Origin of the sequence: Pseudomonas sp. R38(2017) (assembly GCF_002112395.1) — a bacterium.
In the GTDB taxonomy this organism is placed as follows: Bacteria; Pseudomonadota; Gammaproteobacteria; order Pseudomonadales; family Pseudomonadaceae; genus Aquipseudomonas.
The window spans coordinates 93,169-119,490 of the sequence record NZ_NEHN01000009.1; the positions used below are offsets into that span (position 1 = coordinate 93,169).

The 26,322-nt window shown below is 61.0% G+C and carries 27 protein-coding genes; 15 read left to right on the plus strand and 12 right to left on the minus strand.

All coding sequences use genetic code 11. The features are described 5' to 3' along the window. Nucleotides 1-90 precede the first annotated feature (90 nt). Nucleotides 91-396 (plus strand): DUF2388 domain-containing protein, encoded by a 306-nt coding sequence (locus tag CAF87_RS22225; RefSeq protein WP_085733071.1) that lies wholly within the window; start codon nucleotides 91-93, stop codon nucleotides 394-396. Here the strand turns inward: CAF87_RS22225 and rnhA are convergent, their stop codons facing one another. Next, nucleotides 397-858 (minus strand): ribonuclease HI, encoded by a 462-nt coding sequence (gene rnhA / locus CAF87_RS22230; protein WP_039770807.1) that lies wholly within the window; start codon nucleotides 856-858, stop codon nucleotides 397-399. Nucleotides 859-948: 90 nt separating this feature from the next. Beyond that, on the minus strand, nucleotides 949-1,707 hold the full coding sequence (locus CAF87_RS22235) for a class I SAM-dependent methyltransferase (protein WP_085733072.1): 759 nt from the start codon (nucleotides 1,705-1,707) through the stop codon (nucleotides 949-951). A gap of 65 nt (nucleotides 1,708-1,772) precedes the next feature. On the opposite strand from CAF87_RS22235, the gene gloB reads away from it, so the two are divergent. The 8 genes from gloB to fabI all read left to right on the plus strand — a co-directional run bounded on the left by gloB (nucleotide 1,773) and on the right by fabI (nucleotide 12,470). Continuing rightward, entirely contained in the window at nucleotides 1,773-2,540 is a 768-nt protein-coding gene (gene gloB, locus CAF87_RS22240; protein WP_085733260.1) for a hydroxyacylglutathione hydrolase, read from the plus strand. A 99-nt stretch (nucleotides 2,541-2,639) separates the two neighbouring features. Further along, nucleotides 2,640-4,109 (plus strand): LysM peptidoglycan-binding domain-containing protein, encoded by a 1,470-nt coding sequence (locus tag CAF87_RS22245; protein WP_085733073.1) that lies wholly within the window; start codon nucleotides 2,640-2,642, stop codon nucleotides 4,107-4,109. 165 nt (nucleotides 4,110-4,274) lie between these two features. Next, nucleotides 4,275-6,107: an extracellular solute-binding protein gene (locus CAF87_RS22250; RefSeq protein ID WP_085733074.1), complete on the plus strand. Its 1,833-nt coding sequence runs from the start codon at nucleotides 4,275-4,277 to the stop codon at nucleotides 6,105-6,107. Beyond that, entirely contained in the window at nucleotides 6,104-7,945 is a 1,842-nt protein-coding gene (locus tag CAF87_RS22255; RefSeq protein WP_085733075.1) for an extracellular solute-binding protein, read from the plus strand. The genes CAF87_RS22250 and CAF87_RS22255 overlap by 4 nt, the downstream gene beginning before the upstream one ends. Nucleotides 7,946-7,949: 4 nt before the next feature. After that, on the plus strand, nucleotides 7,950-9,023 hold the full coding sequence (locus CAF87_RS22260) for a microcin C ABC transporter permease YejB (protein ID WP_085733076.1): 1,074 nt from the start codon (nucleotides 7,950-7,952) through the stop codon (nucleotides 9,021-9,023). 1 nt (nucleotide 9,024) lies between these two features. Next, nucleotides 9,025-10,044: an ABC transporter permease gene (locus CAF87_RS22265; RefSeq protein WP_085698849.1), complete on the plus strand. Its 1,020-nt coding sequence runs from the start codon at nucleotides 9,025-9,027 to the stop codon at nucleotides 10,042-10,044. Between the two features lies 1 nt (nucleotide 10,045). Beyond that, nucleotides 10,046-11,656: an ABC transporter ATP-binding protein gene (locus tag CAF87_RS22270; protein WP_085733077.1), complete on the plus strand. Its 1,611-nt coding sequence runs from the start codon at nucleotides 10,046-10,048 to the stop codon at nucleotides 11,654-11,656. A gap of 19 nt (nucleotides 11,657-11,675) precedes the next feature. Then, nucleotides 11,676-12,470 (plus strand): enoyl-ACP reductase FabI, encoded by a 795-nt coding sequence (gene fabI / locus CAF87_RS22275; RefSeq protein WP_085733078.1) that lies wholly within the window; start codon nucleotides 11,676-11,678, stop codon nucleotides 12,468-12,470. Nucleotides 12,471-12,513: 43 nt separating this feature from the next. Here fabI and CAF87_RS22280 read toward each other — a convergent pair whose 3' ends face one another. Then, on the minus strand, nucleotides 12,514-13,377 hold the full coding sequence (locus tag CAF87_RS22280; protein WP_085733079.1) for a LysR family transcriptional regulator: 864 nt from the start codon (nucleotides 13,375-13,377) through the stop codon (nucleotides 12,514-12,516). 114 nt (nucleotides 13,378-13,491) lie between these two features. Here CAF87_RS22280 and CAF87_RS22285 point away from each other — a divergent pair, with 114 nt between their 5' ends. Further along, nucleotides 13,492-13,917 carry a VOC family protein gene (locus CAF87_RS22285; protein WP_085733080.1) on the plus strand — a complete coding sequence of 142 codons (426 nt, stop codon included), beginning with the start codon at nucleotides 13,492-13,494 and terminating at the stop codon, nucleotides 13,915-13,917. 3 nt (nucleotides 13,918-13,920) lie between these two features. Here CAF87_RS22285 and CAF87_RS22290 read toward each other — a convergent pair whose 3' ends face one another. The 5 genes from CAF87_RS22290 to CAF87_RS22310 all read right to left on the minus strand — a co-directional run bounded on the left by CAF87_RS22290 (nucleotide 13,921) and on the right by CAF87_RS22310 (nucleotide 19,192). Then, complete coding sequence (locus CAF87_RS22290) at nucleotides 13,921-14,886, minus strand: sensor domain-containing diguanylate cyclase (RefSeq protein WP_085733081.1); 966 nt, start codon at nucleotides 14,884-14,886, stop codon at nucleotides 13,921-13,923. Between the two features lie 62 nt (nucleotides 14,887-14,948). Continuing rightward, nucleotides 14,949-15,527 (minus strand): hypothetical protein, encoded by a 579-nt coding sequence (locus tag CAF87_RS22295; protein WP_085733082.1) that lies wholly within the window; start codon nucleotides 15,525-15,527, stop codon nucleotides 14,949-14,951. Nucleotide 15,528: 1 nt separating this feature from the next. Next, entirely contained in the window at nucleotides 15,529-17,691 is a 2,163-nt protein-coding gene (locus CAF87_RS22300) for a xanthine dehydrogenase family protein molybdopterin-binding subunit (RefSeq protein WP_085733083.1), read from the minus strand. 17 nt (nucleotides 17,692-17,708) lie between these two features. After that, on the minus strand, nucleotides 17,709-18,164 hold the full coding sequence (locus CAF87_RS22305) for a (2Fe-2S)-binding protein (protein WP_085708608.1): 456 nt from the start codon (nucleotides 18,162-18,164) through the stop codon (nucleotides 17,709-17,711). A gap of 128 nt (nucleotides 18,165-18,292) precedes the next feature. Next, on the minus strand, nucleotides 18,293-19,192 hold the full coding sequence (locus CAF87_RS22310) for an acetoacetate decarboxylase (protein ID WP_085733084.1): 900 nt from the start codon (nucleotides 19,190-19,192) through the stop codon (nucleotides 18,293-18,295). 227 nt (nucleotides 19,193-19,419) lie between these two features. Here CAF87_RS22310 and CAF87_RS22315 point away from each other — a divergent pair, with 227 nt between their 5' ends. Continuing rightward, on the plus strand, nucleotides 19,420-20,250 hold the full coding sequence (locus CAF87_RS22315) for an alpha/beta fold hydrolase (protein ID WP_085733085.1): 831 nt from the start codon (nucleotides 19,420-19,422) through the stop codon (nucleotides 20,248-20,250). Between the two features lie 38 nt (nucleotides 20,251-20,288). On the opposite strand, the gene CAF87_RS22320 is transcribed toward CAF87_RS22315, so the two are convergent. After that, entirely contained in the window at nucleotides 20,289-20,681 is a 393-nt protein-coding gene (locus CAF87_RS22320) for a GFA family protein (RefSeq protein WP_085733086.1), read from the minus strand. Nucleotides 20,682-20,789: 108 nt separating this feature from the next. Between CAF87_RS22320 and CAF87_RS22325 the strand changes: the two genes are divergently transcribed. Then, nucleotides 20,790-21,938 (plus strand): GGDEF domain-containing protein, encoded by a 1,149-nt coding sequence (locus CAF87_RS22325; protein WP_085733087.1) that lies wholly within the window; start codon nucleotides 20,790-20,792, stop codon nucleotides 21,936-21,938. Between the two features lie 38 nt (nucleotides 21,939-21,976). Beyond that, nucleotides 21,977-22,648 carry a bifunctional 2-polyprenyl-6-hydroxyphenol methylase/3-demethylubiquinol 3-O-methyltransferase UbiG gene (locus CAF87_RS22330; protein WP_085733088.1) on the plus strand — a complete coding sequence of 224 codons (672 nt, stop codon included), beginning with the start codon at nucleotides 21,977-21,979 and terminating at the stop codon, nucleotides 22,646-22,648. A 5-nt stretch (nucleotides 22,649-22,653) separates the two neighbouring features. Here CAF87_RS22330 and CAF87_RS22335 read toward each other — a convergent pair whose 3' ends face one another. After that, nucleotides 22,654-23,808 carry an NnrS family protein gene (locus CAF87_RS22335; protein ID WP_085733089.1) on the minus strand — a complete coding sequence of 385 codons (1,155 nt, stop codon included), beginning with the start codon at nucleotides 23,806-23,808 and terminating at the stop codon, nucleotides 22,654-22,656. 1 nt (nucleotide 23,809) lies between these two features. Then, nucleotides 23,810-24,058 carry a transmembrane sensor/regulator PpyR gene (locus tag CAF87_RS22340; RefSeq protein ID WP_085733090.1) on the minus strand — a complete coding sequence of 83 codons (249 nt, stop codon included), beginning with the start codon at nucleotides 24,056-24,058 and terminating at the stop codon, nucleotides 23,810-23,812. A 262-nt stretch (nucleotides 24,059-24,320) separates the two neighbouring features. Between CAF87_RS22340 and CAF87_RS22345 the strand changes: the two genes are divergently transcribed. Together CAF87_RS22345 and CAF87_RS22350 are read left to right on the plus strand one after the other, a co-directional pair. Continuing rightward, complete coding sequence (locus CAF87_RS22345) at nucleotides 24,321-24,824, plus strand: VOC family protein (protein ID WP_085733091.1); 504 nt, start codon at nucleotides 24,321-24,323, stop codon at nucleotides 24,822-24,824. Between the two features lie 35 nt (nucleotides 24,825-24,859). Beyond that, nucleotides 24,860-25,690: an AraC family transcriptional regulator gene (locus CAF87_RS22350; RefSeq protein ID WP_085733092.1), complete on the plus strand. Its 831-nt coding sequence runs from the start codon at nucleotides 24,860-24,862 to the stop codon at nucleotides 25,688-25,690. A gap of 41 nt (nucleotides 25,691-25,731) precedes the next feature. Here the strand turns inward: CAF87_RS22350 and CAF87_RS22355 are convergent, their stop codons facing one another. Beyond that, entirely contained in the window at nucleotides 25,732-26,103 is a 372-nt protein-coding gene (locus CAF87_RS22355) for a DUF6124 family protein (protein ID WP_085733093.1), read from the minus strand. Nucleotides 26,104-26,322: the final 219 nt, after the last annotated feature.

The following is a 26,322-nucleotide window of genomic DNA, read 5'->3' on the forward strand; positions in this document are numbered from 1 at the left end:
TTTTTAACAATCATTAGCAATGTTCATAAAGTCTGGGGCAAACCGGCTTGCTAGCGTGCGCGGCCTGTTTCTCACGGACTCGAACACTTCATGAAGATTGCACACATTTTATTGCTCGGCGGCTGCTTGCTGATGACTGAAGCGCACGCCACCAGTTTCGTCATCAGCACTGACATCACCCTGAGCCTGACGCTCAGCTCCAGTAAAGGCACCAGCGGGTCGTTCAAGGACGACAAGATCGTGCAGGCCGCCAAGGACGATGCGGCGGCCTTCGTTGCCAGCGACGGAGACATTCGTGGTGCCCAAATGGAAGCGGCATTCAAACGGATTCGCAGCCTGTTGCCAGAGCTGTCCGTCACCGATCAGCAATTGGCCACGGCCATTCTGATGCTCTGATCAGTCCTGCTTGTAACCGCGCACTTCATCCACACCACGGTTGGCCAACTGGTCGGCGCGTTCGTTGCCGTGATGGCCGATGTGGCCGCGGACCCATTTCCAGGTGACCTTGTGGCGATTGACCTGCTCGTCCAGCTCTTTCCATAGGTCGGCATTTTTTACTGGCTCTTTGGCAGCGGTTTTCCAGCCGCGTTTCTTCCAGTTGGCCATCCACTCGTTGATGCCTTTCATCACGTATTGCGAGTCGGTCACCAGCAGCACTTCGCAAGGACGCTTGAGGGCTTCCAGGCCGCGGATCGCGCCGAGCAGCTCCATACGGTTGTTGGTGGTGTTGGCCTCGCCGCCCCACAGTTCCTTTTCGACGCCCTTGCACACCAGCAAGGCGCCCCAGCCGCCCGGGCCGGGGTTGCCCTTGCAGGCGCCGTCAGTGAACAGTTCTACGCTATCGACGCTTTCGCTCATGCCAATCAATCCAGAAAAATGCGTGGCCTCGCCGATCACGGATCGACAACGGCCCGGGCCGGGACAGACCCGGCCACAATAAAAGAAGGTTTACGGTTCGATACGACGCCGATTGACCTTGGCCATTGGCAGCGGAATCAGCTTGCCCATCGGTTCGCGGCGCTCCTGGCGCACCGGGCGCAGGCCGACCACGATCTTGCGCGCGACCAACAGATAGAAGCCGCCGCCCGCCAGTTGCCAGTCACCGGCCTTGCGTTCCCAGCCGGCCAGACGGGCCTGCCACTTGGGTGACGCGAGCGGTGGACGATAGCACCCGAAGCGGCGTTTCTCCAGCGCGAAGCCCAGCAGGTTGAGCCAGTCGGCGACCCGCGACGGCGAGATGCAGCGCGCCTGATGCAAGGCGTCATGAGCGAACAAATGACGCAGACCCCAGGTGCTCCAGGGGTTGATGCCGACGATCAGCAGATGCCCGCCGGGGCGCACACTGCTGGCCGCTTCACGCAGCAGACCGTGGGGCGACAGGCAGAAATCCAGACCGTGCTGCAGCACCACCACGTCGGCGGCGTGCTCGCTCAACGGCCAGGCCTGCTCTTCGCAGACGATCTCGACGCCGGGCAATGGCGCACCGAGCCGCACGTTGCGCTGCACCTGCGGCGCCGACGGCGGTGTTTCGGCGGACGGCCCGTAATGCACCAGATAGCCGCCGAAGAACCGGCCGAGCTCGTCTTCGAGCATGCGCCGCTCTTCGTCCAGCAAAAATTGCCCGAGGGGACCGGACAGCCATTCACGGGCCGCCCCGATCAGGGCCAGCCAGTCAGGATCGGCCTGAGCGAACGCTTTATCGATCATTGCATTCTCCAACACGCCAGGAACCTCTAAGATGCGCCAATGTTACCCGCTTGGCGAATCCGAAGATGATACAGATCAGTGCCCTGCCCGCCTTCACCGACAACTACATCTGGTTGTTACAGGATCATGCCACCCAGCGTTGCGCCGTGGTCGATCCGGGAGATGCCGCCCCCGTGCAGGCGTGGCTCGCCGCGCATCCGGGCTGGGTGCTGGGCGATATTCTGATCACTCATCATCACCATGATCATGTCGGCGGTGTCGAGACGCTTAAAAAGGCTACGGGCGCGACTGTCTACGGTCCGGCCAGCGAAAGCATTCCGGGGCGGGACGTCGCGCTCAAGGACAACGACAAGGTTCGCGTGCTTGGCTGGGACTTCGATGTCTACGCCGTTCCCGGCCATACCCTGGGGCACATTGCCTATTATCACCACGGCCTGCTGTTCTGCGGCGACACTCTGTTCGCCGCCGGTTGCGGCCGGCTGTTCGAGGGCACACCGGAGCAGATGCACCACTCGCTCGGTCGTCTGGCGTCGCTGCCGGAAGACACGCTGGTCTACTGCACCCACGAATACACCCTGAGCAACCTGAAATTCGCCGCCGCCGTGGAACCGGGCAACCCGAACGTTGCCGCCCGTCTGGAAAAAGTCACCCAGCAACGGCAGAACGGGGTCATGACCCTGCCCTCGACCATCGCCCTGGAAAAGCTCACAAACCCGTTTTTGCGCACCGGTGAAATATTAGTTACACAAAAAGTGGACGAACGGAATGGCGCTCAAAACCGGGCGCCGAGTGAGGTTTTTGCGGCTCTGCGGGCTTGGAAAGATAAGTTCTAAGCCGTTCACCACTTGGTACAGAAACTCTGAATGGTTGACCGCAGGGGGCCCGCTTTCTAGAATCCCCCGACATTTTTGCCCGGAACTTACTTCCAGCCAATGTCGTCATCCATACGTAAGTCCGTCAATTCAGACGCATTGACCCGCCTGGCGCAAGCCATCGCGGTGGCTGTGTCCGCCACACTGGCGGGCTGTTCCAGCCATGCTCCGCAAACTGAAGCGACCCATACGCCGAACATTGCTGCGCGAGCCAAGCAGAAGCCCATCTGGTTGTCCGAGAAGCCCAGCCCGCAGGTGCCCCAGGACATCTGGGAACGCATGCGCGGTGGTTTCCAGCTCCAGGACGGCCTGGGCGTGAACCCGCGCATCGAGCAACAGCGCCTGTGGTTCGCCAGTAACCCTTCGTTTCTCGAGAACGCCGGCGAACGTGGCAGCCTCTACATTCATTACATCGTCGAGCGCCTCGAAGAACGCAACATGCCGCTGGAGCTGGCCCTGCTGCCAGTGATTGAAAGTGCCTACAACCCGATGGCCTATTCCCGGGCCGACGCCGTGGGTCTCTGGCAGTTCATCCCTTCCACCGGGCGTTACTACAACCTGCGTCAGACCCGTTTCTACGACGGCCGTCGCGACATCACCGCCTCGACCACGGCAGCGATGGACTACCTGACCCGTCTGCACGACATGTTCAACGGCGACTGGCTGCTGGCCCTTGCGGCCTACAACGCCGGCGAAGGCACGGTCAGCCGCGCCATCGAACGCAACGAAAAGCTCGGCCTGCCGACCGACTACTGGAACCTGCCGCTGCCAGCAGAAACCCAGGCGTATGTGCCGAAATTGCTGGCACTGTCGCAAGTGGTGCTGTCGCCGGAAGCCTACGGCGTCAACCTCAACCCGATCGCCAACGAACCGTATTTCCAGGTCGTCGAAATCAACCAGCGCATGGACCTGTCCAAAGTCGCAGCGGTAGCCAACATCGACGAAGACGAGCTGTTCCAGCTCAACCCTGCGTTCAAGCAGCGCACCACCATCGACGGCCCGCAGCACCTGCTGGTGCCGACCTCGAAAGCGCAGCTGCTGACCGCCAGCCTGCAGACCATGCGTCCTGAAGAACTGATCAGCCCTCGTTCGCTGAAACCGGTCTTCGAAGGCGCCGACCCGACCGAAGTCGCGAAGCTCAAGCGTGCCTATCGAGTCAAACGCGGTGACAACCTTGGCTCCATCGCCAAGGCCAACAAGGTCGACGTCAAGGACCTGCAACGCTGGAACAAGCTGACCGGCAAGAACCTCAAGGTCGGCCAGACCCTGGTCATGCAGGACACCACCAAGCGCACGCCGGCCCGCAATACCGGCGGCGGGCGCATCAACACGGTGCTGGCGGCCAACAGCAAGACCAGCAGCAAGACCGACAACCAGAAACAGACCCAATACAAGGTCAAGCAAGGCGACACGCTGTACGTAGTGGCCAAGCGTTTCAACGTCGAGATGCAACATCTCAAGCGCTGGAACCCGGGCGCCGGCAAGGCGCTCAAGCCTGGGCAAATGCTCACGGTTTACCAGCCGCACTGACAAAGAGCCCCTGAATTTCAGGGGCTTTTTTTTGCCTGTCATTTTTTGCTGTCGATGCCGGCGACTCCCGCAATTAACCGCGCATTAAGCCCTTGTCTTTTTCCTGTCCATACAAGCTGTTACTGTACGGCCCACAAAGCCCAAGCCGCCTGGATCGGATCTGACTTGAAGCGTCCCCTCCTCCTGCTCCTGATCAGCCTGGCCTTGAGCTCCCCTGCTAGCGCGACGATCACCGAAAGTCACGGTTATGCGCAGTTCGGCACGCTCAAGTACCCGGCCAGATTTACCCACTTCGACTGGGTCAACCCGCAAGCGCCCAAGGGCGGTACGTTGCGGGTGATGGCGTTTGGCACCTTCGATACGCTCAACCCGTACACCTTCAAGGGCACCAGCCCGGTTACCACCCCGAATTTCCTGCAATACGGCATCAATGAGCTGAACGAGCCGTTGATGATCGGCACCGGGCAGTACTCGCCGTCCGGCGATGAACCGGCCTCCAGTTATGGACTGATCGCTCAATCGGTGGAGTACAGCGAAGACCGCAGCTGGGTGGTGTTCAATCTGCGACCGGAAGCGCGTTTTCACGACGGCACACCGATCACCGCGTACGACGTGGCCTTCTCCTATCGCCTGTTGCTCAAGGAAGGTCATCCGCTGTATCGCACCGCCCTGCAGGAAGTGTTGCGGGTCGACATCCTCAACCCGCAACGCATCCGTTTCGTGATGAAACGTTCGGGCAATCCGCTGCTGATCCTGCGTCTGGGCGAATTGCCGGTGCTGCCCCAGCATTACTGGAAGGGTCGCGACTTCAAGGCCACCACGTTCGAACCGCCGCTGGGCAGCGGGCCGTACCGCATCACCTCGGTGACGCCGGGGCGGCAACTGGTGTTCGAGCGGGTCAAGGATTACTGGGGCAAGGACTTGCCGGTCAATCGCGGCAAGTACAACTTCGATCGCATGGAAGTCGAGTTCTACCGCGATAGCGACGTGGCCTTCGAAGCGTTCAAGGCCGGCGAGTTCGATATCTACATCGAGCATCAGGCGAAGAACTGGGCCAACGGCTACAACTTCCCGGCGATCCGTCGCGGCGACGTAATCAAGGCACAAATCCCGCACCAGATCCCGACCCAGAGCCAGGGTCTGTTCATGAACACCCGGCGAGCCACCTTCTCGGACGTCAAGACCCGCGAAGCCTTGGGCCTGATGTTCGACTTCGAGTGGACCAACCGCGCGCTGTTCAGCGACGCCTACAAACGCACCACCAGCTACTACCCCAACAGCGAATTCAGCGCCAGCGGTCTGCCGGTCGGTCATGAATGGCTGATGCTCAAACCGTACAAGGATCAACTGCCCGCCCGACTGTTCACCGAGCCGTTCACGCTGCCACAGACCGACGGGCGCGGCATCCCCCGGGAAACCATGCGCAAGGCCCTGGCGCTGCTGGCCGAGGCTGGCTGGAAGCTCAATGACCAGCGCTTGCAGAACGCTGCCGGCCAACCGCTGAGTTTTGAACTGCTGCTGGTCAATCCGAACCTTGAGCGGATCCTCCAGCCCTACATCGAGAACCTCAACAGCATCGGCATCGACGCGCAGCTGCGCACGGTGGACCGCGCCCAGTACAAACAGCGTCTGGATCAGTTCGATTTCGACATGATCCTCATGACCCTCAACCAGACCCTCAGCCCGGGATTGGAGCAGTGGCAGTACTTCCACTCCAGCCAGGTAGGGGTCAAGGGCAGCAAGAATTACGCGGGCATCGCCAACCCGGTGGTCGATCATCTGCTTGAGCAGTTGCTCGCCGCCCGCACCCGTGACGAGCAGGTTGCCGCCGGCAAGGCGCTGGACCGCGTGCTGCTCTGGCAGCACTACAGCATTCCCAACTGGTACCTCAATTACCACCGTCTGGCGTACCGCAACCGGTTCGCCTTCGTCAGCACGCCGCCCTACACCCTGGGCCTGAGCGCGTGGTGGCTGAAATCTTCGGAGAAAGGTCAATGAACGCCGTTCGCACCCTGCTCGTGCAGGCTTGCGGCCTGTTGTTCGCCGGGCTGGCCTGCGCCGCCCCGCAACACGCCGTGACGCTGTACAACGAGCCGCCGAAATACCCCGCCGACTTCAAGCACTTCGACTACGTGAACGCTGACGCGCCCAAAGGCGGGGTCTTCCGTCAGGCCGGTTTTGGTGGCTTCGACAGCCTCAACCCGTTCATCAGCAAAGGCGTGCCGGCGGACGATGTCGGGCAAATCTACGACACTCTGACCAAGCACAGCCTCGACGAGCCGTTCACCGAATACGGCCTGATCGCCAGCAAGATCGAAAAGGCCCCGGACAACAGCTGGGTGCGCTTCTACCTGCGCCCCGAAGCACGTTTCCATGACGGCCACCCGGTGCGCGCCGAAGACGTGGTGTTCAGCTTCGAGACTCTGACCAAGGAAGGCTCGCCGATGTTTCGCGGCTACTACAGCGACGTCGAAGAAGCCGTCGCCGAAAACCCGCTCACGGTGCTGTTCAAGTTCAAGCACAACAACAATCGCGAGCTGCCGCTGATCCTCGGACAGTTACCGGTACTGCCGAAACACTGGTGGGCCAGTCGCGATTTCAACAAGGGCAATCTGGAAATCCCGCTGGGCAGCGGCCCGTACAAGGTTGCCGAAGTGAAGGCCGGACGCTCGGTACGATACGAGCGGGTCAAGGATTATTGGGGCAAGGACCTGCCGGTCAATCGCGGCTTCTACAATTTCGACGTGATGACCACCGACTACTTCCGCGACAACACCGTCGCCCTGGAAGCGCTGAAGGCCGGGCAGTTCGACTACTGGCTGGAAATGACCGCGAAGAACTGGGCCAACGCCTACAACATTCCGGCCGTCACCGAAGGCCGACTGGTCAAGGAACTGATCCCCAACGGCAACCCGACCGGCATGCAGGGCTTCGTCTTCAACCTGCGCCGCCCGGTGTTTCAGGACGTTCGCGTGCGTCAGGCATTGGGTCTGCTGCTCGACTTCGAATGGACCAACAAGCAACTGTTCAACGGCGCCTACGTGCGCACCCGCAGCTACTTCGAGAACTCGGAAATGGCCGCCACCGGCCTGCCGGACGCCGATCAACTGGCGATCCTCGACCCGTTCCGCCGCCAGCTCCCGGCGCAGGTGTTCAGCGAAGCCTTCGAGAACCCGAAAACCGATGCCAGCGGCATGATTCGCCTGCAGCAACGCGAGGCTTATCAATTGCTGCAGGAGGCCGGCTGGAAGATCGTCGACGACAAAATGGTCGACACCACCGGCAAACCGGTGGTCATCGAGTTCCTGCTGGCCCAGACCGAATTCGAGCGGGTGCTGCTGCCGTTCAAGCGCAACCTCGCCGACCTGGGTATCGATCTGGTGATCCGCCGCGTCGACGTCTCGCAATATGTCAACCGTGTGCGCTCGCGGGACTTCGACATGATCGTCGGCAGCTTTCCGCAGTCCAACTCGCCCGGTAACGAGCAGCGCGAATTCTGGATGAGCGCCGCCGCTGACAAGCCAAGCAGCCGCAACTCGATGGGCCTGAAAGACCCGATCGTCGATCATCTGGTCGAAAGCCTGATCAACGCTGACTCGCGCAAAAGCCTGGTGGCCCACGCCCGGGCGCTGGACCGCGTGCTGCAATGGGGTTACTACGTGATCCCCAACTGGCACATCAAGAGCTGGCGCGTGGCGTACTGGAACCACATCGGCCATCCGAAAGTCTCCCCCAAGTACGACATCGGCATTAATACCTGGTGGGTCAAGCCCGACACGAAACCTGCGGTAGAAGTGCAAACCCAACTGCAAGCCGACCCTGTGGGCACGGAGTAATCAGATGCTGGCGTATATTTTTCGGCGACTGTTGCTGATCATCCCGACCCTGTTCGGCATTCTGCTGATCAATTTCGTGATCATCCAGGCCGCGCCCGGCGGTCCGGTGGAGCAGATGATCGCCAAGCTCGAAGGCTTCGAAGGCGCCACCAGCCGTATCGCTGGCGGCGGTGCCGAAGTGTCGGTGGCCGGTTCCGCCTATCGCGGCGCGCAAGGTCTGGACCCTGCGTTGATCAAGGAAATCGAGCACATGTACGGTTTCGACAAGTCGGCGCCGGAACGGCTGTGGATCATGGTCAAGAACTATGCCCGGCTGGATTTCGGCGACAGCTTCTTCCGCGACGCCAAGGTCATCGACCTGATCAAGGAGAAGATGCCGGTATCGATCTCGCTGGGGCTGTGGAGCACGCTGATCATGTACCTGGTGTCGATCCCGCTGGGGATCGCCAAGGCCACGCGGCACGGCAGCCATTTCGACGTCTGGACCAGTTCGGCGATCATCGTCGGTTATGCGATCCCGGCGTTCCTCTTTGCGATTCTGCTGATCGTGGTGTTTGCCGGCGGCAGTTATCTGGACTGGTTTCCCTTACGCGGCCTGACGTCGAACAACTTCGATGAACTGAGCCTGGGCGGCAAGATTCTCGATTACTTCTGGCACCTGGCGCTGCCGGTGACGGCACTGGTGATCGGCAACTTCGCGACCATGACTCTGCTGACCAAAAACAGCTTCCTCGACGAAATCAACAAACAGTACGTGGTTACCGCCAAGGCCAAAGGCCTGACCCGCAATCGCGTGCTCTACGGCCATGTGTTTCGCAACGCGATGCTGCTGGTGATCGCCGGGTTCCCGTCGGCGTTCATCGGCATCTTCTTCACCGGTTCCCTACTGGTGGAAGTGATCTTCTCCCTCGACGGCCTCGGTCTGATGAGTTTCGAAGCGGCGATCAACCGCGATTACCCGGTGGTGTTCGGCACACTGTTCATCTTCACCCTGCTGGGGCTGGTGGTGAAACTGATCGGCGACCTCACCTACACCTTGGTCGATCCGCGCATCGACTTTGCCAGCCGGGAGCATTGAGATGAACCTGTCCCCTCTCAACCGCCGGCGCTTCGAACTGTTCAAGGCCAACAAGCGTGGCTGGTGGTCGCTGTGGTTGTTTTTGATCCTGTTCGGCCTGAGCCTCGGCGCAGAACTGATCGCCAACGATAAGCCGCTGGTGGTGCACTACGACAACAACTGGTACTTCCCGGCGATCAAGCGTTACCCGGAAACCACCTTCGGCGGCGAATTCCCGCTGGAGGCCAACTACAAGAGCCCGTACATCCGCGAACTGCTCAAGGCCAAGGACGCGTGGGTGCTGTGGGCGCCGATTCCGTTCAGCTACCAGAGCATCAACTACGACCTGAAAGTCCCGGCCCCTGCTCCGCCGTCGGCGGACAACCTGCTGGGCACTGACGATCAGGGCCGCGATGTATTGGCACGGGTGATCTACGGCTTCCGTATCTCCGTGCTGTTCGCCCTGACGCTGACAGTGCTCAGCTCGATCATCGGTGTGATCGCCGGGGCCTTGCAGGGTTTCTACGGCGGCTGGGTCGATCTGGCCGGCCAGCGCTTCCTGGAGATCTGGTCGGGTTTGCCGGTGCTGTACCTGCTGATCATTCTCGCCAGTTTCGTCCAGCCGAATTTCTGGTGGCTGCTGGGAATCATGCTGCTGTTCTCGTGGATGAGCCTGGTGGACGTAGTGCGCGCCGAGTTCCTGCGCGGGCGCAACCTCGAATACGTGCGCGCGGCCCGGGCGCTAGGGATGCAGAACGGCGCGATCATGTTCCGCCACATCCTGCCCAACGCCATGGTCTCGACCATGACCTTCATGCCATTCATCCTGACCGGCGCCATCGGCACCCTCACCGCACTGGATTTCCTCGGCTTCGGTTTGCCGGCCGGCAGCCCGTCGCTGGGTGAGCTGGTGGCCCAGGGCAAATCCAACCTGCAGGCACCGTGGCTGGGCATGAGCGCGTTTGCGGTGCTGGCGCTGATGTTGAGTCTGCTGGTGTTTATCGGCGAGTCCGCTCGCGATGCCTTCGACCCGAGGAAGTGAAATGAATCAGGACAATCTGATCGAAATCCGCGACCTCGCCGTCGAATTCGGCACGGGCGATCGCGCACACCGGGTGGTCGAAGGCATCAGCTTCGACATCAAGCGTGGCGAAACCCTGGCCTTGGTCGGCGAGTCCGGCTCGGGCAAGTCGGTGACGGCGCACTCGATCCTGCGCCTGCTGCCCTACCCGCTGGCGCGGCATCCGGCCGGCAGCATCACCTATTCCGGGCAGAACCTGCTGAAACTGAGCGAAAAGACTATCCGCCACATCCGTGGCAACCGGATCGCGATGATCTTTCAGGAGCCGATGACCTCGCTCAATCCGCTGCACTCCATCGAAAAGCAGATCAACGAAGTGCTGGGCATCCACAAAGGCCTGACCGGCAAGGTTGCGACCAAACGCACCCTGGAACTGCTGGAGATGGTCGGCATCCCCGAGCCGCACAAGCGCCTCAAGGCCCTGCCCCACGAGTTGTCCGGCGGCCAGCGCCAGCGGGTGATGATCGCAATGGCCCTGGCCAACGAGCCGGAACTGCTGATCGCCGACGAACCGACCACTGCACTGGACGTGACCGTTCAGCTGAAAATCCTCGACCTGCTCAAGGAATTGCAGGCTCGATTGGGCATGGCGTTGCTACTGATCAGTCACGATTTGAACCTGGTGCGAAGAATTGCGCATCGTGTATGTGTCATGCAGCGCGGTTGCATCGTCGAACAGGCATCGTGCGCAGAGCTGTTCCGTTCTCCGCAGCATCCGTACACTCGGGAGCTGCTGGCGGCGGAGCCCAGCGGAGGCCCGGCAAGCAACAATATCGGGGCGCCGCTGCTTGAAGTCGAGGACTTGAAAGTCTGGTTTCCGATCAAGAAAGGCCTGCTCAAGCGCACGGTGGATCACGTCAAGGCAGTGGACGGCATCAATTTCAGCCTGCCTCAGGGTCAGACTCTGGGGATCGTGGGAGAAAGCGGTTCCGGCAAATCCACCCTGGGTCTGGCGATTTTGCGGCTCATCGGTAGCAAAGGTGCAATCCGTTTTGAAGGCAAGCAGCTAGACTGCCTGACGCAAAGCGAAGTCCGGCCGCTGCGTCGGGAGATGCAGGTGGTGTTTCAGGACCCGTTTGGCAGCCTGAGCCCGCGGATGTGTGTGAATGACATCGTTGGCGAAGGCTTGCGGATCCACAAGATGGGCACCGCCGCCGAGCAGGAAGCGGCGATTATTGCGGCATTGAAGGAGGTAGGTCTGGATCCGGAATCCCGGCACCGCTACCCCCACGAATTTTCCGGTGGGCAGCGGCAGCGTATCGCCATTGCCCGGGCCCTGGTGCTCAAGCCGGCGCTGATCCTGCTGGACGAGCCGACTTCGGCGCTCGACCGGACGGTGCAGCGGCAAGTGGTGGAGCTGTTGCGTTCACTGCAAGCCAAGTACAACCTGACGTATTTGTTCATCAGCCATGATCTGGCTGTTGTGAAAGCGCTGAGCCACCAGCTGATGGTGGTCAAGCATGGCCAAGTGGTCGAACAGGGAGACGCGCAAAGTATCTTTGCCGCCCCCCAACATCCGTATACACAGCAGTTGCTGGAAGCCGCTTTTCTGGCACCAGCCACTGCGCAATAACCTGAAAGAGGAGCAACACATGGGTTTTCTCGCCGGTAAGCGCGTACTGATCGTCGGTGTCGCCAGCAAGCTGTCCATCGCATCCGGCATCGCTGCCGCCATGCATCGCGAGGGCGCTGAGCTTGCCTTCACTTATCAGAACGACAAACTGAAAGGTCGTGTCGAAGAATTCGCACAAGGCTGGGGCTCGAGCCCTGAGCTGTGCTTCCCGTGCGACGTGGCCAGCGATGAAGAAATCGCCAAGGTCTTCGAAGAACTGAGCAAGAAGTGGGACGGCCTGGACTGCATCGTGCACTCCGTCGGCTTCGCACCGGGCGACCAATTGGACGGCGACTTCACCGAAGTCACCACCCGTGAAGGCTACCGTATCTCCCACGACATCAGTGCCTACAGCTTCGTCGCCCTGGCCAAGGCCGGTCGCGAAATGATGAAGGGCCGCAACGGCAGCCTGCTGACCCTGTCCTACCTGGGTGCCGAGCGCACCATGCCGAACTACAACGTGATGGGCATGGCCAAGGCTTCGCTGGAAGCCGGCGTGCGTTACCTGGCCGGCTCCCTGGGCCCGGAAGGCACTCGCGTCAACTGCGTATCGGCCGGCCCGATCCGCACCCTGGCCGCTTCCGGCATCAAGAGCTTCCGCAAGATGCTGGCCGCCAACGAAGCGCAAACCCCGCTGCGTCGCAACGTCACCATCGAAGAAGTCGGCAACGTCGGCGCGTTCCTGTGCTCGGACCTGGCGTCCGGCATCAGCGGTGAAATCACCTACGTGGACGGCGGCTTCAACACCACCGCCATGGGCAACATCGAAGAGTAATCTTCGCGCTGCCGATAAAAAGCCCGCCTATTGGCGGGCTTTTTCATGTCTGCAATTCCAGGCAACGGGCGAACAACTGCTGAATCGGCTGGCTGCGCTGGCTGTAGCGCTGCAACATTACCATCTCCCGATAAAACGTCAGATCACCCAACTCGATCACCCTCACATTCAACGGCTGCTCCAGCCACAATCCTGCTCTTGGCAGCAACGAAACCCCGAGCCCGCACTCGACCATCTTCACGATCGCTTCCAGCTCATCCAGCTCCAGCGCTACGTGGACGTCTATTCGCTGCTCACGCAGAAACCGCGTCACCAGCCGTCCGCCAAACGAATTGCGGTCATAGCGCACGTGAGGATGCTCGACCAGCAGTTTCAGCGGATCGTCTCCCTCGACGTCAGGCGGGACGATCAGCACAAACGGCTCGCGCCGGATCACCTGCGCCGAAAGCTCCTTGGGCAGTTCGAACGGTGGTTTGATCATGATCGCCAGATCGACCTCCCCGGCATCCACCTGGCTCAACAGGTTCAACGACACACCCGGCACCAGTTTTGGCTCCACGCCCGGAGCCTGCTGGCGCAAACGCAGCAGGGCCTGAGGCAACAGCCCGGTCTGTGCGGTGGCCACGGCGCCGATTCTCAGCTCGCCGCGAAATTCGCTGGCGTCTTCGCTGATTGCCATGCGACTGAAGGTGGCGAGCATTTCCTGCGCCATCGGCACCGCGCGCTGCCCTGCCGGATTGAGAATCGCCTGCCGCCCGGTGCGATCGAACAGTTTTACGCCCAAGGCCTGTTCCAGATTGCGGATCTGCGCGCTGACCGCCGATTGCGTCAGGCCGACATGCAGGCCCGCCGCGGCAAACGTGCCGTGCTGCGCCACCGCCAGAAAAGTTTTCAGTTCACGCAGCATGGATACCTCGATTGATCGAAATAATTTGAGCTCGGCGCAAAAACTATCGTCTTTCAATCGAAATGCACAGCGCTAGACTCAGCTCACCCCTTACCGTTGATTGAGACCGCGCCTATGTCACTCAGCCCTTTCCATCTGGCCATTCCGGTGTACGACCTCGCCGCCGCCCGGCATTTTTACCGTGACGTGTTCGGTCTCGAAGAGGGTCGCTCCAGCGATCACTGGGTCGACTTCAATTTCTTCGGCCATCAACTGGTGATTCACCTGGCGCCGAAAAATGCCTCGCAGGAAGCGGCTCACACCAACGCCGTGGACGGACACGACGTGCCGGTGCCGCACTTTGGCGTGGTGCTTGGGATGGAGGAATGGCACGCACTGGCCGAGCGCCTGAAATCGTTGGGTACGCGGTTTGTGATTGAGCCGGGGATTCGTTTTCAGGGTCAGGTGGGGGAACAGGCGACGATGTTTTTGTTCGACCCGTGCGGGAACGCCCTGGAGTTCAAGGCGTTCAAGGACATCGGGCAGTTGTTCGCCAAATAAGTGTCAGATTCGCTTCAGGGCCTGCTTGTGCGCATACATCGCCCCATCCGCATCCGCCAGCAGTTTATCCACGGTGTCATGCCGCCGTGGGTCGTACTCGATCTGCCCGACACTGAAGCGAATCGCATAACCCCGGTGCAACGTGGCATTGCGCTCCTCAAGGATTTCCGTGAGCCGCGCCATGATCGCCTTGGTTTCGATATGGCTGGAACCGGTCAGCAACGCCACGAACTCATCGCCTCCGAGGCGCCCCACCACGTCGCTCTCGCGAAAGGCAATGCGCAACACATCGGCGAAGGTTTTGAGCGCGCTGTCACCCTCGGCATGCCCATATAGGTCGTTGATCTGCTTGAAGTCGTTGAGGTCGAAAAACAGCAACGTCGCCGGTTTGTCCAATCGCGCGCAAGCGTCCAGAGCATGCTGGGCCAGCATCTTGAAACCCCGGCGATTGGACAGCAGCGTCAACTCGTCCATGCTCGCCATCTGCACAGCCATCAGTTCCTGCTCGGCCATACCGGCGAGATCGCGCAGCAAATCGCGCTCTTCGTCATCGAGTTCGCGGGGTTGGGTGTCGATCAGGCACAAGGTGCCCATCTTGTTGCCGTTGGGCACGGTCAGCGGATAACCGGCGTAGAAGCGGATATTCGGATTACCGGTCACCAACGGGTTGTCGTGAAAACGCTCATCCTCTCGGGCGTCAGGCACCAGCATGAGTTCATCCTTGAGAATCGCGTGGCCGCAGAATGAAACCGAGCGCGGCGTTTCGGTAGTGTCCAGCCCCACGCAGGACTTGAACCATTGCCGCTCCTTGTCTACCAGCGTAACCAACGCGATTGGCACATTGAACAAGCGCCTGGCCAAACGGGTCAGGCGGTCAAAGCGTTCTTCGGGAGCAGAATCGAGGAGGTTCAATCCATACAGCGCCTGAACCCGAGCCGCCTCATTGGCGGGTTTGCCTGGAACCAGCATCAGTACACTCCATAGCCATCAGTGGTCTTTAGCGTAGACCGATTCGGCGATGACTCAAATGCTCATCCGCCCGCCACCGGGCATGGCCCGCCAGCGTCCGCCCAGAGCTTGAACTGACTCACGAAGATGTCGTGGGGCACCGGCACCGGTTCCCGCCCTGCTCCGGGATTCCAGCCCCAGAGCACCAGTTTGTCCTCGCTGACGTGCTTGATCAGCGCGGCGAAGTCCCGGTCGCCGTTGCTGCTCCGGTCCTTGATCATCGCGCACAGGCGATCCGGCGGCAGGCCGATCCAGGCCATCTTGTGCGACGCCGGCGGCAGGCTCCAGTGAGGCGCACCGGGTGGCGCGTGGGGGCCGTAACTGGCCGGCGGATTGCTTTCAGCGTGACAGGTGGCGCAAGGCAAACCGGCGGCGCCCTTGCCATCCATGCCGCGCACCACGTTCATCGCATGGGGCGTGCCGGAGTCGAACTGCAACGGCGAATCGCCGGGGATGTGGCAGTTCTGGCAACGCGGGCTCTGGAACACTTTCTGTACCGTGCCAAAGGCCTTCAGGGCTTCCTGATCGTCAGCGAACAGATCCGATGCGTAACCGCCCAGACCGACCAGAATCACCGTGCCCAACAACAGATGTCGTTTCATCTCACACCCCCGACAGTTGCAGCGGCAGTTCCCGCAGGCGCTGCCCGGTCAGGGCGAACACCGCGTTGGCCACCGCCGGTGCCGTCGGCGGCACACCGGCCTCGCCGATGCCACCGGGCTTGTCCGTGCTCGGCACGATATGCACCTCGACCACCGGCATCTCGTTCAGCCGCAGCACTTGATAGTCGTGATAGTTGGACTGCACGACCTGACCGTCCTTGAGCGTCAGCTTGCTGTGCAGCGCCATGCCCAGGCCGAAAGTGATGCATGACTCCATTTGCGCCGCGATGCTCTGCGGGTTGACCGCAATCCCGCAATCCACCGCGCAGACCACGCGGTGCACGCGAATCTTCAGATTGTCCTGCGACACCTCGGCCACCTGCGCCACATAACTGCCGAATGACTCGTGCACCGCCACGCCCAGCGCATGGCCGTCCGGCAGCGGCGCTTTCCAGTTGGCCTTCTCCACCGCCAGATTCAACACGCCAAGGTGTCGGGCATGCTCCTTGAGCAGCGCTCGCCGGTACTCCACCGGGTCCTTGCCTGCTGCCGTGGCCATTTCATCGATCAGCGATTCCATGACAAACGCCGTGTGGCTGTGGCCCACCGAGCGCAGCCACAGCACGTTGATCCCGGTGGTCGGCGAATGCAGATCGACCTGATGATCTGCCAGGCCCTGAATGTATGGACTGTCCGCCACACCCTCGACCGAGGTCTGATCGACGCCGTTCTTGACCATGGTTTTCTCGAGCATGGTGCCGGCCATGATCGACTGCCCGACCAGCACATGCTGCCACGCCTGCGGCATGCCGTCGGGGCCGAGGCCGATCTTCGCCTGATGCAGGAACATCGAGCGGTAATAACCGCCGCGAATATCGTCCTCACGCGACCACACGGTTTTCACCGGCATCGCGGCAGCCTTGGCCACTTGCACCGCTTCGGCGACAAAGTCCGACGTCGGGTTGGCCCGGCGACCGAAACCGCCACCGAGAAATTCAGTGTGGATCTCGACCTGCTCCGGTTTAAGCCCGGTAATTTTGCCGGCGACCATCTGATCCAGCGTCTGGAACTGGGTGCCGGTCCAGATCTCGCATTTGTCGGCACTGATTTTCACCGTGCAGTTCAGCGGCTCCATCGGCGCATGAGCCAGATAAGGCACGCTGTACTCGACATCGATTTTCTTCGCTGCTTTGCCAAAGCCGCCCTTGGCATCGCCGGCATGACTGGCGGAAATGCCCGGTGTGGCCGCGAGTTTGCGAAAACTCTCCAGCAGTTTTTCGCTGCTGAGATCCGCGTGTGGCCCCAGATCCCAATCAACCTTCAGCGCATCACGTCCCAGTTTCGCCGCCCAGTAATGATCGGCAATCACCGCCACGCCGGTCGGCACCTGCACCACTTTATGCACGCCTGGAACAGCCAGTGCCTGCGCACCTTCGAAAGACTTCACCGTGGCGCCGAACACCGGCGCCCGCGCGACCATCGCCGTCATCAATCCCTCAAACTGCACGTCCATGCCGAACTTCGCGCGGCCAGTGATTTTCTCCGGGGTGTCGAGGCGTTTGGTGGGTTTGCCGATGACTTTCCAGTCCTTGGCTTCCTTGAAGGTGATCGACTTCGGATCCGGCACCGGCAGTTGCCCGGCGGCGTCCGCCAGTTCGCCGTAGGTGGCACGGTTGTCGCCGGCAATCACCACGCCGGATTCGGTGCGGATCGTCGACGGCGCCACGTTGAAACGCTTGGCCGCTGCCTCGATCAACATCTGCCGCGCCGTAGCGCCCGCGAGTCGGTAGCGGTCGAACTCCATCCAGGTCGAGGTCGACCCGCCGGTAATCTGCATCCCGCCAAACGCCGGCATGCCGTAATCGGCAGCCGAGGCCGGCGAGTGCTCGACGCGGATCTTCGACCAGTCGGCGTCCAGTTCTTCGGCGATCAACATGGTCAGGCCGGTCCAGATACCCTGGCCCATTTCCGAATGGCCGAGCAGGACCGTGACGCTGTTGTCCGGCGCAATCCTCAGGAACGCGTTCGGCGCAAAGGCCTTGCCTTCATTTTCCGCCGCCGTGGCAAACCGGTTGCCGCCGGGAACCACGAAAGCCACGACGAGACCACCGCCAAGCACGGCACTGCCCTTGAGAAATCCGCGACGGGATACAGGACTGTTCATCACTCACCTCCCCTCGCTCAGCCGATGTCGGCGGCACGTTTGACCGCAGCGCGGATTCTTGGGTAGGTGCCGCAACGGCAGATGTTGCCGGAGAGCGCCTGATCGATGTCGCTGTCGGTGGGTTTTGGGATTTTCGCCAGCAATGCGGCGGCGGACATGATCTGCCCGGACTGGCAGTAGCCGCACTGCACCACGTCCAGCTCGGCCCAGGCCTGTTGCACCGGGTGCGAACCATCAGTCGAAAGGCCTTCGATGGTGAGGATTTTCTGGCCATGGGCTACAGCGGTGGCCGGCGTGATGCACGAACGCAGCGGTGCGCCATCGACATGCACGGTGCAGGCCCCGCACTGGGCCATGCCACAACCGAACTTGGTACCGGTCAGGTGCGCGACATCGCGCAGAACCCAGAGCAACGGCATGTCCGCGGGGACATCGAGCTCCTGATCCTTGCCATTGATGTTCAAGGTCAGCATCGGGGATTTCCTCAGACTCACGGTGTTCTGAAGGCGCGTTGCGACAGCATTCGATACCGTGCACGCCTCGGCTTATCCCTTTCAGCTAAGCGCATTTTGCCCCGACGACCAGCCGCCGCGACCACCGGTCATGGCCGTGCTGTCAGCGGCACCGGCAGGTTCAGCACGATCTGGGCGTCCTTGATCACGTCCAGACGCAGGATCCGCGAAGCCCCGAGGCCGTCGAGCAACTGGCTCAGCGGGCCGCCATTGCGATCCAACTGCACATCGCGGGGAAACAGGCGCTGGGCAAAGGACAGTGTGTTGCTCTGCACCACGCTCTGGTGCCACAGACCGTCGACCTGATGAATCATGGTGGCGGTGCTCATACGTGATTGCGGTGTGACGTTTTTCAGGGTCGGCAGCGGCGCTTTCAGCACCAGGTCCGGCAAGCCCTTAGGCCCGTCAATGCGGGCGCTCACGCTGGTGCCGATGTTCACGTTGATGTCGGCGCGCCACTTGGGCAATTGATAGCCGTGCACGCCGCGCACCCGGGCGATTTCGGTGTTCACCGGCAGCGCCAGCACATGGGCGGTGAAACTGCGTCGGCGCATGGCGTCCATCAGTTCCCGCGCGTGGGAGCCACGGGCGCCGGGGCGACGCACGACAATCGCCACGGAGACTTCGTCGTACGGATCGTTGTCGCAAACCGAATAGGAGAAAAACGTCAGCGCCACCAGGCCGTAGCCGGGAAACGCCCGCAGCGGTTCAAGCGGCGCAGGCAAGGTGGCGCGCAGACGGTCCAGCGGCGCCAGGAACAGCAACTGCACGCTGCCGGAACGGTAATAGAAGTTCGGCGCCCAGGTCGGCCCGACTCTCGACGCAACTTGCTGCTTGGGAATGCGCCGGAAGAAGTCGATGTTGCCTGCAGCCTTGTCCCGGGCCACTTCGTCGAGGTTGGGGTTCATCCGGAACCGGTCGTAGTAGCCGCCCTCCAGCACTTCGACCTTGTGCGTTCCGAATTCCACCTCTGTAAAGCGCTTGTTCATGTTCGCTGACCTTCTCGCTGATTGACCCGGTGGATGGCCGGTGAGCAAGACTCTAAGGTTCAACCAAACTTTAAGGTCAAGCGCACAATGGCTATGGCCCATCATTCACGCCAGCGATGACCGTTCGGAACTAGCTTGACCTTGAAGTGCACTTCAATCCTAGAGTTGATAACGCTTGTCATCACTCCCTTCGGGGTCACGTTCCGCATTTTCCAGGAGTCACGAACATGGGATATGTCACAACGAAAGACGGCGTCGAAATCTTCTACAAGGACTGGGGCCCGAAAGATGCCCCGGTGATCCATTTCCACCACGGCTGGCCACTCAGCGCGGACGACTGGGATGCGCAGATGCTGTTCTTCCTCGCTCAGGGCTTCCGGGTCGTGGCCCATGATCGACGGGGTCACGGGCGTTCGAGCCAGGTCTGGGACGGCCACGACATGGATCACTACGCCGATGACGTGGCGGCGGTGGTCAATCATCTGGGGACGCAGAAAGCCGTGCATGTCGGCCACTCCACCGGTGGCGGCGAAGTCATTCATTACATCGCCCGGCATGGCGAGGATCGGGTGTCAAAAGCCGCGATCATCAGCGCCGTGCCGCCGCTGATGGTGAAAACCGAAAGCAATCCGGGCGGCTTGCCGAAGTCGGTGTTCGACGATCTTCAGGCACAACTGGCAGCCAATCGCTCGCAGTTCTATCACGACGTGCCGGCCGGCCCGTTCTATGGGTACAACCGGCCCGGGGCCAAGCCTTCGGAACCCGTCGTGCTCAACTGGTGGCGCCAGGGCATGATGGGTGGCGCCAAGGCGCACTATGACGGGATCGTTGCTTTCTCGCAGACGGATTTCACCGAAGACCTGAAAGGTATTTCGATTCCGGTGCTGGTGATGCACGGCGATGACGACCAGATCGTGCCGTACGAAAACGCCGGCGTACTCTCGGCGAAACTGCTGAAGAACAGCACGCTGAAGATCTATCCGGGCTTCCCCCACGGCATGCCGACCACCGAGGCGCCAACGATCAACGCGGATCTGCTGGCCTTCATTCGCGGCTGATTTTATTGGCCGGGGTCAGGTGTCCTGCCTGCCCCCGGCTACTCTTCGGTTCTCCCCGCCTCCTCGCGATTACCCACATAGTGTCTGGCCAATGGAAACGCGGGCAACCACGATTCGCGACGCACCGTCCAGAGTTCGTAAGTCGGCTGCAATTGATCGGGCGCATCCAGCGCACCCAGACTGACCTCGATTTCATCGCCACTGCGACCGAACACCGATGAACCACAGCGCGGACAGAAAAACCGACCGGCGTAGTCTCGGGTTTCGCCAGTAATGGTCACCGCGTCCGCCGGAAAGATCGCCGCCGACGCAAACAGTGCGCCGTGATGTTTGCGGCAATCCAGACAATGGCAAACGCCAACCCGCCAGGGTCGGCCCGTCATTTCGATCCGCACCGCGCCGCACAGACAACCGCCGGTCAGTCGATCCATGGCACACCTCCCGCAAAATGGAATATCCGGTGAGTGAAAATAGCAGCGCAATGGGGGAACGCTTACAATCGTGGCCCATTACCACCATTCAGACAGACCACTCCTTTCATGGCGCTCGACCCCCTTACGATGTTGACCATTTCCACCGCCCTGGCAGCGGCGGCTGCCCTTTACCTGGCGGTCGAATGGCGCAGCATCCGCGAATCCTCATTGCTGTTCTGGAGCGCCGGTTTCGCCACCATCACCGTCGGTTCGAGCCTTGCCCTGCTGCGGGCCAACGGTTATCCGCTGATCGGGATCTGGTTCGCCAACGGCTTGCTGGTCGTTGCGCACTGGCTGTTCCTGCTGGGCGTCGCGCGGTTTACCCAGCGGTCGTTATCGCGAGCCTGGTACTTGATGTTCCTTGTGTGGCTGGCGTTGCTGCTGTTACCGGAAGCCCCCTCGTGGTCGAAAATCATGCTGGTGGCCAACTCGCTGCTGGTTGCCGTGCTGATGCTGCGGGCCAGTCTGCTGCTGCGCCCTCACGGTAAATCATTGAGCATTGGCGCCGTGCAACTGCGTTATGTGCTGTTGATTCACGGGCTGTTTTATTTCACCAAGGCGATTACGGCGGTGCTCCCGGGCACTCTGATCGACCTGGCGGCGTTTCGCGGCACGATCATCCAGATTTCCCTGGTCGAAGGCGCGATGGCAATCATGCTGATCGCGCTGTCGATGACCGGCACCGAGCGCTACCGCCGGGAAAAACAGATCGCCGAACTGGCCGCCCGGGATCCGCTGACCGCGCTGTACAACCGCCGTGCCCTCGAAGTCCGCGCGCCGCGCCTGCTCGGGGAAGTCTCCAGCGCCCGCCCCGGCGCCCTGCTGCTGATCGACATCGACAACTTCAAACTGATCAACGATCTGTATGGCCACACCGCCGGCGACCGCCTGCTGATTTCGCTCAGCGAAATGATCCGCTCGCAGCTGCCCCAGGGCGCGCTGGCAGCAAGGCTGGGCGGTGACGAATTCGTCATGTTGCTGGGCGATGCTTCCCACGAACAGATCATGGTGCTGGGCAGCGAATTGCGTGAGCAGTTTCAGCAGATGACTGCGCAGGCCTACATCACGCCTGAAGCCGTCACCTTGAGCATTGGCGCCAAGGTGTTCGATCAGCCACCGGCCAGCCTCGCGGCGTTGATCGAACAGGGTGACAGCGCTCTCTACGAATCCAAGCGCGGCGGTCGCAACCGGATTCAACTGGCCGACTACACCTGACCTATCCTTGCCTGCATCCCGTAACGTCGGAGTTCGCAATGTCCTCGCCTGAATCCACCCTCCTCCAGAGCTGGCACCATAACGCCCGGGCCTGGACCGAAGCCATCCGCAGCGGCGCCATCGAAAGCCGCCAGCAGGTCACCGATCAAGCCATGCTGTTGGCGCTGATGGGGCGCCAGCCTGAACGCGTGCTCGATCTGGGATGCGGCGAAGGCTGGCTGTTGCGGGCGCTGGCTGAACGCGGGATCGAAGCGGTCGGCGTGGATGGTGACGCCACGCTGGTCGAGGCAGCGCAAGCCGCAGGATCAGCACCGGTGCACGTCGCCAGCTATGAAGATCTGGTGGAAGCGAAAGTCGACATCGGCTGCGATTACGACCTGATCTGCGCCAACTTTTCCCTGCTGCATCAGGACATCATCCCGCTGCTCGCTGCCATGAACGCCCTGCTCGTGCCCGGCGGCGCGCTGGTGATCCAGACGCTGCATCCATGGTCGGTGGCAGCGGGTGATTATCAGGATGGCTGGCGGGAGGAAACCTTCGACGGGTTCAAAGGCCAGTGGCAGCCGATGCCGTGGTATTTCCGCACCTTGTCCAGTTGGCTGAATGCGCTGGACATGGCCGGGTTTCAGTTGACCAGTCTGCGCGAGCCGCAGCATCCGCAAAGCTCCGTGCCGCAGTCGTTGTTGATGATTGCCGAGCGTCGTGGCTAAAGAATCTACAGCCTCGGCTTGAGCAGAATCCCGGTGTAATGCCGTAAAAACAGCGCGAACCCCGCGCACCAGAGCACCACAGACAAGCCGAGGCCAAGGCTGGAAAACGGCACCAGCAACACCCGGCAACCCGCCGCGATCAACACCAAGGCAAACCCCACCACCACGGCTTTCGGCGGTTGCAACAAGCGGCCGGTGTGGCCGAGGCTGACCCGGGCGATCATCGCCATAATCAACCCACCCACTCCGCCGACCGCCAGCGCATGGGTCGCCAGGCTTTGCTGGCCGAGCAGTCCGAGATGCCACGTCGCCATGGCCCAAGTCGCCAACACCATCCAGCCGTAAGCCAGGTACAACGACCAGAGCAGCGGCACCCGCCACATCCCGCGATCGTGCCAGCGGATCAGCCGCCGTACTTGCAAACTGCCGGTGAGCGCAAACAGCGCGGCCAGCCACAGCCGAGGTGAATCGTTGAGACCCGCCGCAAACGTCATCGCCGTCAGCAGACTGCCAATCAACAGTAACCGCGTGGGCAACGGATGGATGGCCGGTGCGGGTGGACGGTTCAAGCCGCGCTGAATGAAAAACGGAATCACCCGCCCGCCGATCACGGTCATCAGTGCCGCAATCAGCCACAACGCACCCAGTACGCCTTGTCTTTGCAAACCGGTGTCGTCGTTAAACAGGCCAATCAAGGTAAGCGCCTGACAACCGGCCATCAGCGCGAGCACCAGCACAATCGGGTAATTGTCGCGTTTGCCCGCAGCAATCAGGTCCCGCGCCAGCATCACCGCCAGCAGCGGCAGAAAAAACCATTGCAGCGCGAGGGTCAATCCAACGGGCAACGGCATCCACCAGGCCACGCGCCCGAGCAGCCAGACCGACACCAACGCAATCAACGCTCCGCCGCGCACACCGGGAATCCCGGTCCAGTTGGGCACCGCAGTCAACAGGAATCCGGCAACGATTGCCGCCGCAAAACCAAACGGCATTTCATGCCGATGCCAGGCGAGCATGCCGCCCGCCGGTTGCAGGTCGAACCAGTGGCCGTAAAGCCACAACCCCCAGATCAGAATCGCCAGAGCAGCGAATCCGGCACCGGCCAGAAAAAGCGGACGAAATCCCAGGCTGAACACAGGTGCTGCGGAGAGTCCGCGCATTTCAGGCCGCCGCCACTGCATGAGAGTTGGCCAACCGATATTGCGACAGCAGACGCATCACATAGCCGATCTTGATCAGCGTCGGGCCGACGATGGTCATCGCGTGCATCGCCACCAGCAACGCAATCGGCATAGGGCTTTGATACAGATAAGCGCCGTAGATTCCGGCCAGCAACATGGCCAGACCGGCGACGAGCACTTTGCTCGACAGGTGCAGAACGTTCAGCGGATTCTCGAAGAAAGTGAACATGTTTCGTACTCCTGAGCGGATCAGTTTGTACTTAAGGCACTTCAATTAGCGTGCCAGATTATTCGCCCAGCAATATCAGCCAGTTGCGAGAATACGAGTCAATTTGACAAAAACGAAAAAGAGTCATTTTGACAAGCCAAAAAGTCAATACGACTACATTCCATCTTCACTGCATCCGACCATCGATCCGCGGCACCGCCAGCTGACCACAGACTGACTACGCTATTAATCCAGCATGTCCAACCTGCCGAGGATGACTGCCATGCAACGCTTTCAAAAACTGACGCCCTGCCTGTGGTTCGACGATCAGGCCGAGGCGGCGGCGAAGTTTTACTGCTCGATCTTCGACCACTCGAAAATTACCGCCCTCACCCACTACGGCAAGGCCGGCCAGGAATTCCACGGCCGCCCCGAAGGCTCGGTGATGACCGTCAGTTTCGAACTCGACGGCCACACTTTCACCGGGCTCAATGGCGGGCCGGTGTTCAAGTTCAATGAGGCGATTTCGTTTCAGGTCAATTGCCAGAACCAGGAAGAGGTCGATCATTTCTGGGGCAACCTTTCTGCTGGCGGCCCAGTGGAAGCGCAGCAATGCGGCTGGCTCAAGGACAAGTTCGGCGTGTCGTGGCAGATCGTGCCGGTGGCGTTCATGCACATGATGACCGATGCCGACCAGACCAAGGCCCAACGGGCGATGCAGGCCATGCTCGGGATGAAAAAACTCGACATCGCCGAACTCGAGCGAGCCTTCGCCGGCCAGAGCTAATACACTCGGGCACTGGCCTGCCGAGAACCCCGACAATGAAAGCCGCCGCCAAGAACCCTGAACAAGCCCCGCGCTTCTGGCGCGATGACGCCCTGCCCTTCATCGAGGCCCGGGCCATCGCCGATGGCCGTGAGGTCTGCTACTCACGGCACTCCCACGCGCATTTTTCCATCGGTGCGATCACCGCCGGGCGCAGCACCTATGTGCATGAGCAATCCTCGTTTGAAGTGGCGGCCGGCACGGTGGTACTGATGAATCCGGGGGATGTACACGCCTGCAACCCGATCGATGACCAGCCGTGGTCGTATCTGATGCTGTATGTGGAAACACCGTGGCTGACGGATCTTCAGCACCAGTTGGGCTTCAGTGCGGAACTTGAGTTTCGGCGGTTTTCCGATACTCATCTGAATGACGCCCGCCTGTTTGACGACTTGAATGCGTTGTACGCGGTATTGGTCGACGATCAGCAAGACGTGCTGCGCAAACAGAGCGCAGCGGTGGAATTCTTCAGCGACCTGCAACTGCGCCTGAATCCCATCGAACAACCGCTGCGCGAACCGAACTTCAAACTCGAACGCGCCGCCGACTTCATCCGCCAGCGCTGCACCGACTTGCTCAGCCTTGACGACATCTGCGCCGCTGCCGAACTGTCACCGTCCTATCTGATTCGCGCCTTCAAACAACATTTCGGCATGACGCCCCATGCGTTTTTGGTTAACCAGCGCATCCAGTTCGCTCGCGAGTGTTTACGTCGCGGGCAGTTGATTGCGGATGTGGCGCTCGAGGCGGGGTTTGCCGATCAGGCGCATTTTCAGCGGGCGTTCAAGCAGCATCTGGCGGCTACGCCGGGGCAGTATCGGGGATAACAACAAAAACGGCCCGCAATGGGCCGTTTCGGTTTCAGCACTCAGACACGGGGCTCAGCCATCACCTCCAGATTATCCAGCACCCGATTCACCGCCAGCTCCGCCAGCATGATCAGTTGCCCGATGCCCAACAGCACATGCCGCTGCGGCGCATCGATCATTCCGGCGAAATCGCTGGCCATGGTTTTGGCCGAGGTCAGGGTTTCGCAGGCGTCGGCGAGCAGCTCTTCATTCGGGATGCCGGGGGCGATGAGGTAGCGGGTGTTGGGTTTGAGCAGCGGCTTTCTGGGGTGGAACGGATTGAGGTAGTGGTCGAGGGCGCGTTCGGCGGCTTCGTGGAATTTCTTGGAGTCGAGGGTTTCGTAGGGCGAGGTCGGGTCGGTTTCGGGTGGGTTTGGCGTTGGTTTGATCATGGTAAAACTCCCTGATTGATGGAGCTGCCACGGTTCGCTGCGAAACGAAAGGAGGTGACAGCTGTACGCGGGTTCGCAGACCGGGAATCAAGGAACCCGGCATACCCGAAGGTATCCCGCGCACAACCGCCATTACGCGATCAGCCAAAAAAGCTGAACGGAAACGACGCTCTGGGCGCCTTGATTGATCCGGGCTGCGAAACCCGATCGCTGATTCGT

Excerpts from the sequence above, each read along its gene's own strand:
- CAF87_RS22225 (WP_085733071.1), top strand. The coding sequence starts at position 91 with ATGAAGATTGCACACATTTTATTGCTCGGCGGCTGCTTGCTGATGACT.
- CAF87_RS22265 (WP_085698849.1), top strand. The coding sequence starts at position 9,025 with ATGAACCTGTCCCCTCTCAACCGCCGGCGCTTCGAACTGTTCAAGGCC.
- CAF87_RS22295 (WP_085733082.1), bottom strand. The coding sequence starts at position 15,527 with ATGAAACGACATCTGTTGTTGGGCACGGTGATTCTGGTCGGTCTGGGC.
- CAF87_RS22335 (WP_085733089.1), bottom strand. The coding sequence starts at position 23,808 with ATGCGCGGACTCTCCGCAGCACCTGTGTTCAGCCTGGGATTTCGTCCG.
- CAF87_RS22350 (WP_085733092.1), top strand. The coding sequence starts at position 24,860 with ATGAAAGCCGCCGCCAAGAACCCTGAACAAGCCCCGCGCTTCTGGCGC.
- CAF87_RS22280 (WP_085733079.1), bottom strand. The coding sequence starts at position 13,377 with ATGCTGCGTGAACTGAAAACTTTTCTGGCGGTGGCGCAGCACGGCACG.
- rnhA (WP_039770807.1), bottom strand. The coding sequence starts at position 858 with ATGAGCGAAAGCGTCGATAGCGTAGAACTGTTCACTGACGGCGCCTGC.
- CAF87_RS22330 (WP_085733088.1), top strand. The coding sequence starts at position 21,977 with ATGTCCTCGCCTGAATCCACCCTCCTCCAGAGCTGGCACCATAACGCC.
- CAF87_RS22310 (WP_085733084.1), bottom strand. The coding sequence starts at position 19,192 with ATGAACAAGCGCTTTACAGAGGTGGAATTCGGAACGCACAAGGTCGAA.
- CAF87_RS22245 (WP_085733073.1), top strand. The coding sequence starts at position 2,640 with ATGTCGTCATCCATACGTAAGTCCGTCAATTCAGACGCATTGACCCGC.
- CAF87_RS22345 (WP_085733091.1), top strand. The coding sequence starts at position 24,321 with ATGCAACGCTTTCAAAAACTGACGCCCTGCCTGTGGTTCGACGATCAG.
- CAF87_RS22300 (WP_085733083.1), bottom strand. The coding sequence starts at position 17,691 with ATGAACAGTCCTGTATCCCGTCGCGGATTTCTCAAGGGCAGTGCCGTG.
- CAF87_RS22355 (WP_085733093.1), bottom strand. The coding sequence starts at position 26,103 with ATGATCAAACCAACGCCAAACCCACCCGAAACCGACCCGACCTCGCCC.
- CAF87_RS22260 (WP_085733076.1), top strand. The coding sequence starts at position 7,950 with ATGCTGGCGTATATTTTTCGGCGACTGTTGCTGATCATCCCGACCCTG.
- CAF87_RS22285 (WP_085733080.1), top strand. The coding sequence starts at position 13,492 with ATGTCACTCAGCCCTTTCCATCTGGCCATTCCGGTGTACGACCTCGCC.
- CAF87_RS22290 (WP_085733081.1), bottom strand. The coding sequence starts at position 14,886 with ATGCTGGTTCCAGGCAAACCCGCCAATGAGGCGGCTCGGGTTCAGGCG.
- CAF87_RS22235 (WP_085733072.1), bottom strand. The coding sequence starts at position 1,707 with ATGATCGATAAAGCGTTCGCTCAGGCCGATCCTGACTGGCTGGCCCTG.
- CAF87_RS22320 (WP_085733086.1), bottom strand. The coding sequence starts at position 20,681 with ATGGATCGACTGACCGGCGGTTGTCTGTGCGGCGCGGTGCGGATCGAA.
- CAF87_RS22305 (WP_085708608.1), bottom strand. The coding sequence starts at position 18,164 with ATGCTGACCTTGAACATCAATGGCAAGGATCAGGAGCTCGATGTCCCC.
- fabI (WP_085733078.1), top strand. The coding sequence starts at position 11,676 with ATGGGTTTTCTCGCCGGTAAGCGCGTACTGATCGTCGGTGTCGCCAGC.
- CAF87_RS22315 (WP_085733085.1), top strand. The coding sequence starts at position 19,420 with ATGGGATATGTCACAACGAAAGACGGCGTCGAAATCTTCTACAAGGAC.
- CAF87_RS22270 (WP_085733077.1), top strand. The coding sequence starts at position 10,046 with ATGAATCAGGACAATCTGATCGAAATCCGCGACCTCGCCGTCGAATTC.
- CAF87_RS22255 (WP_085733075.1), top strand. The coding sequence starts at position 6,104 with ATGAACGCCGTTCGCACCCTGCTCGTGCAGGCTTGCGGCCTGTTGTTC.
- CAF87_RS22325 (WP_085733087.1), top strand. The coding sequence starts at position 20,790 with ATGGCGCTCGACCCCCTTACGATGTTGACCATTTCCACCGCCCTGGCA.
- CAF87_RS22340 (WP_085733090.1), bottom strand. The coding sequence starts at position 24,058 with ATGTTCACTTTCTTCGAGAATCCGCTGAACGTTCTGCACCTGTCGAGC.
- gloB (WP_085733260.1), top strand. The coding sequence starts at position 1,773 with ATGATACAGATCAGTGCCCTGCCCGCCTTCACCGACAACTACATCTGG.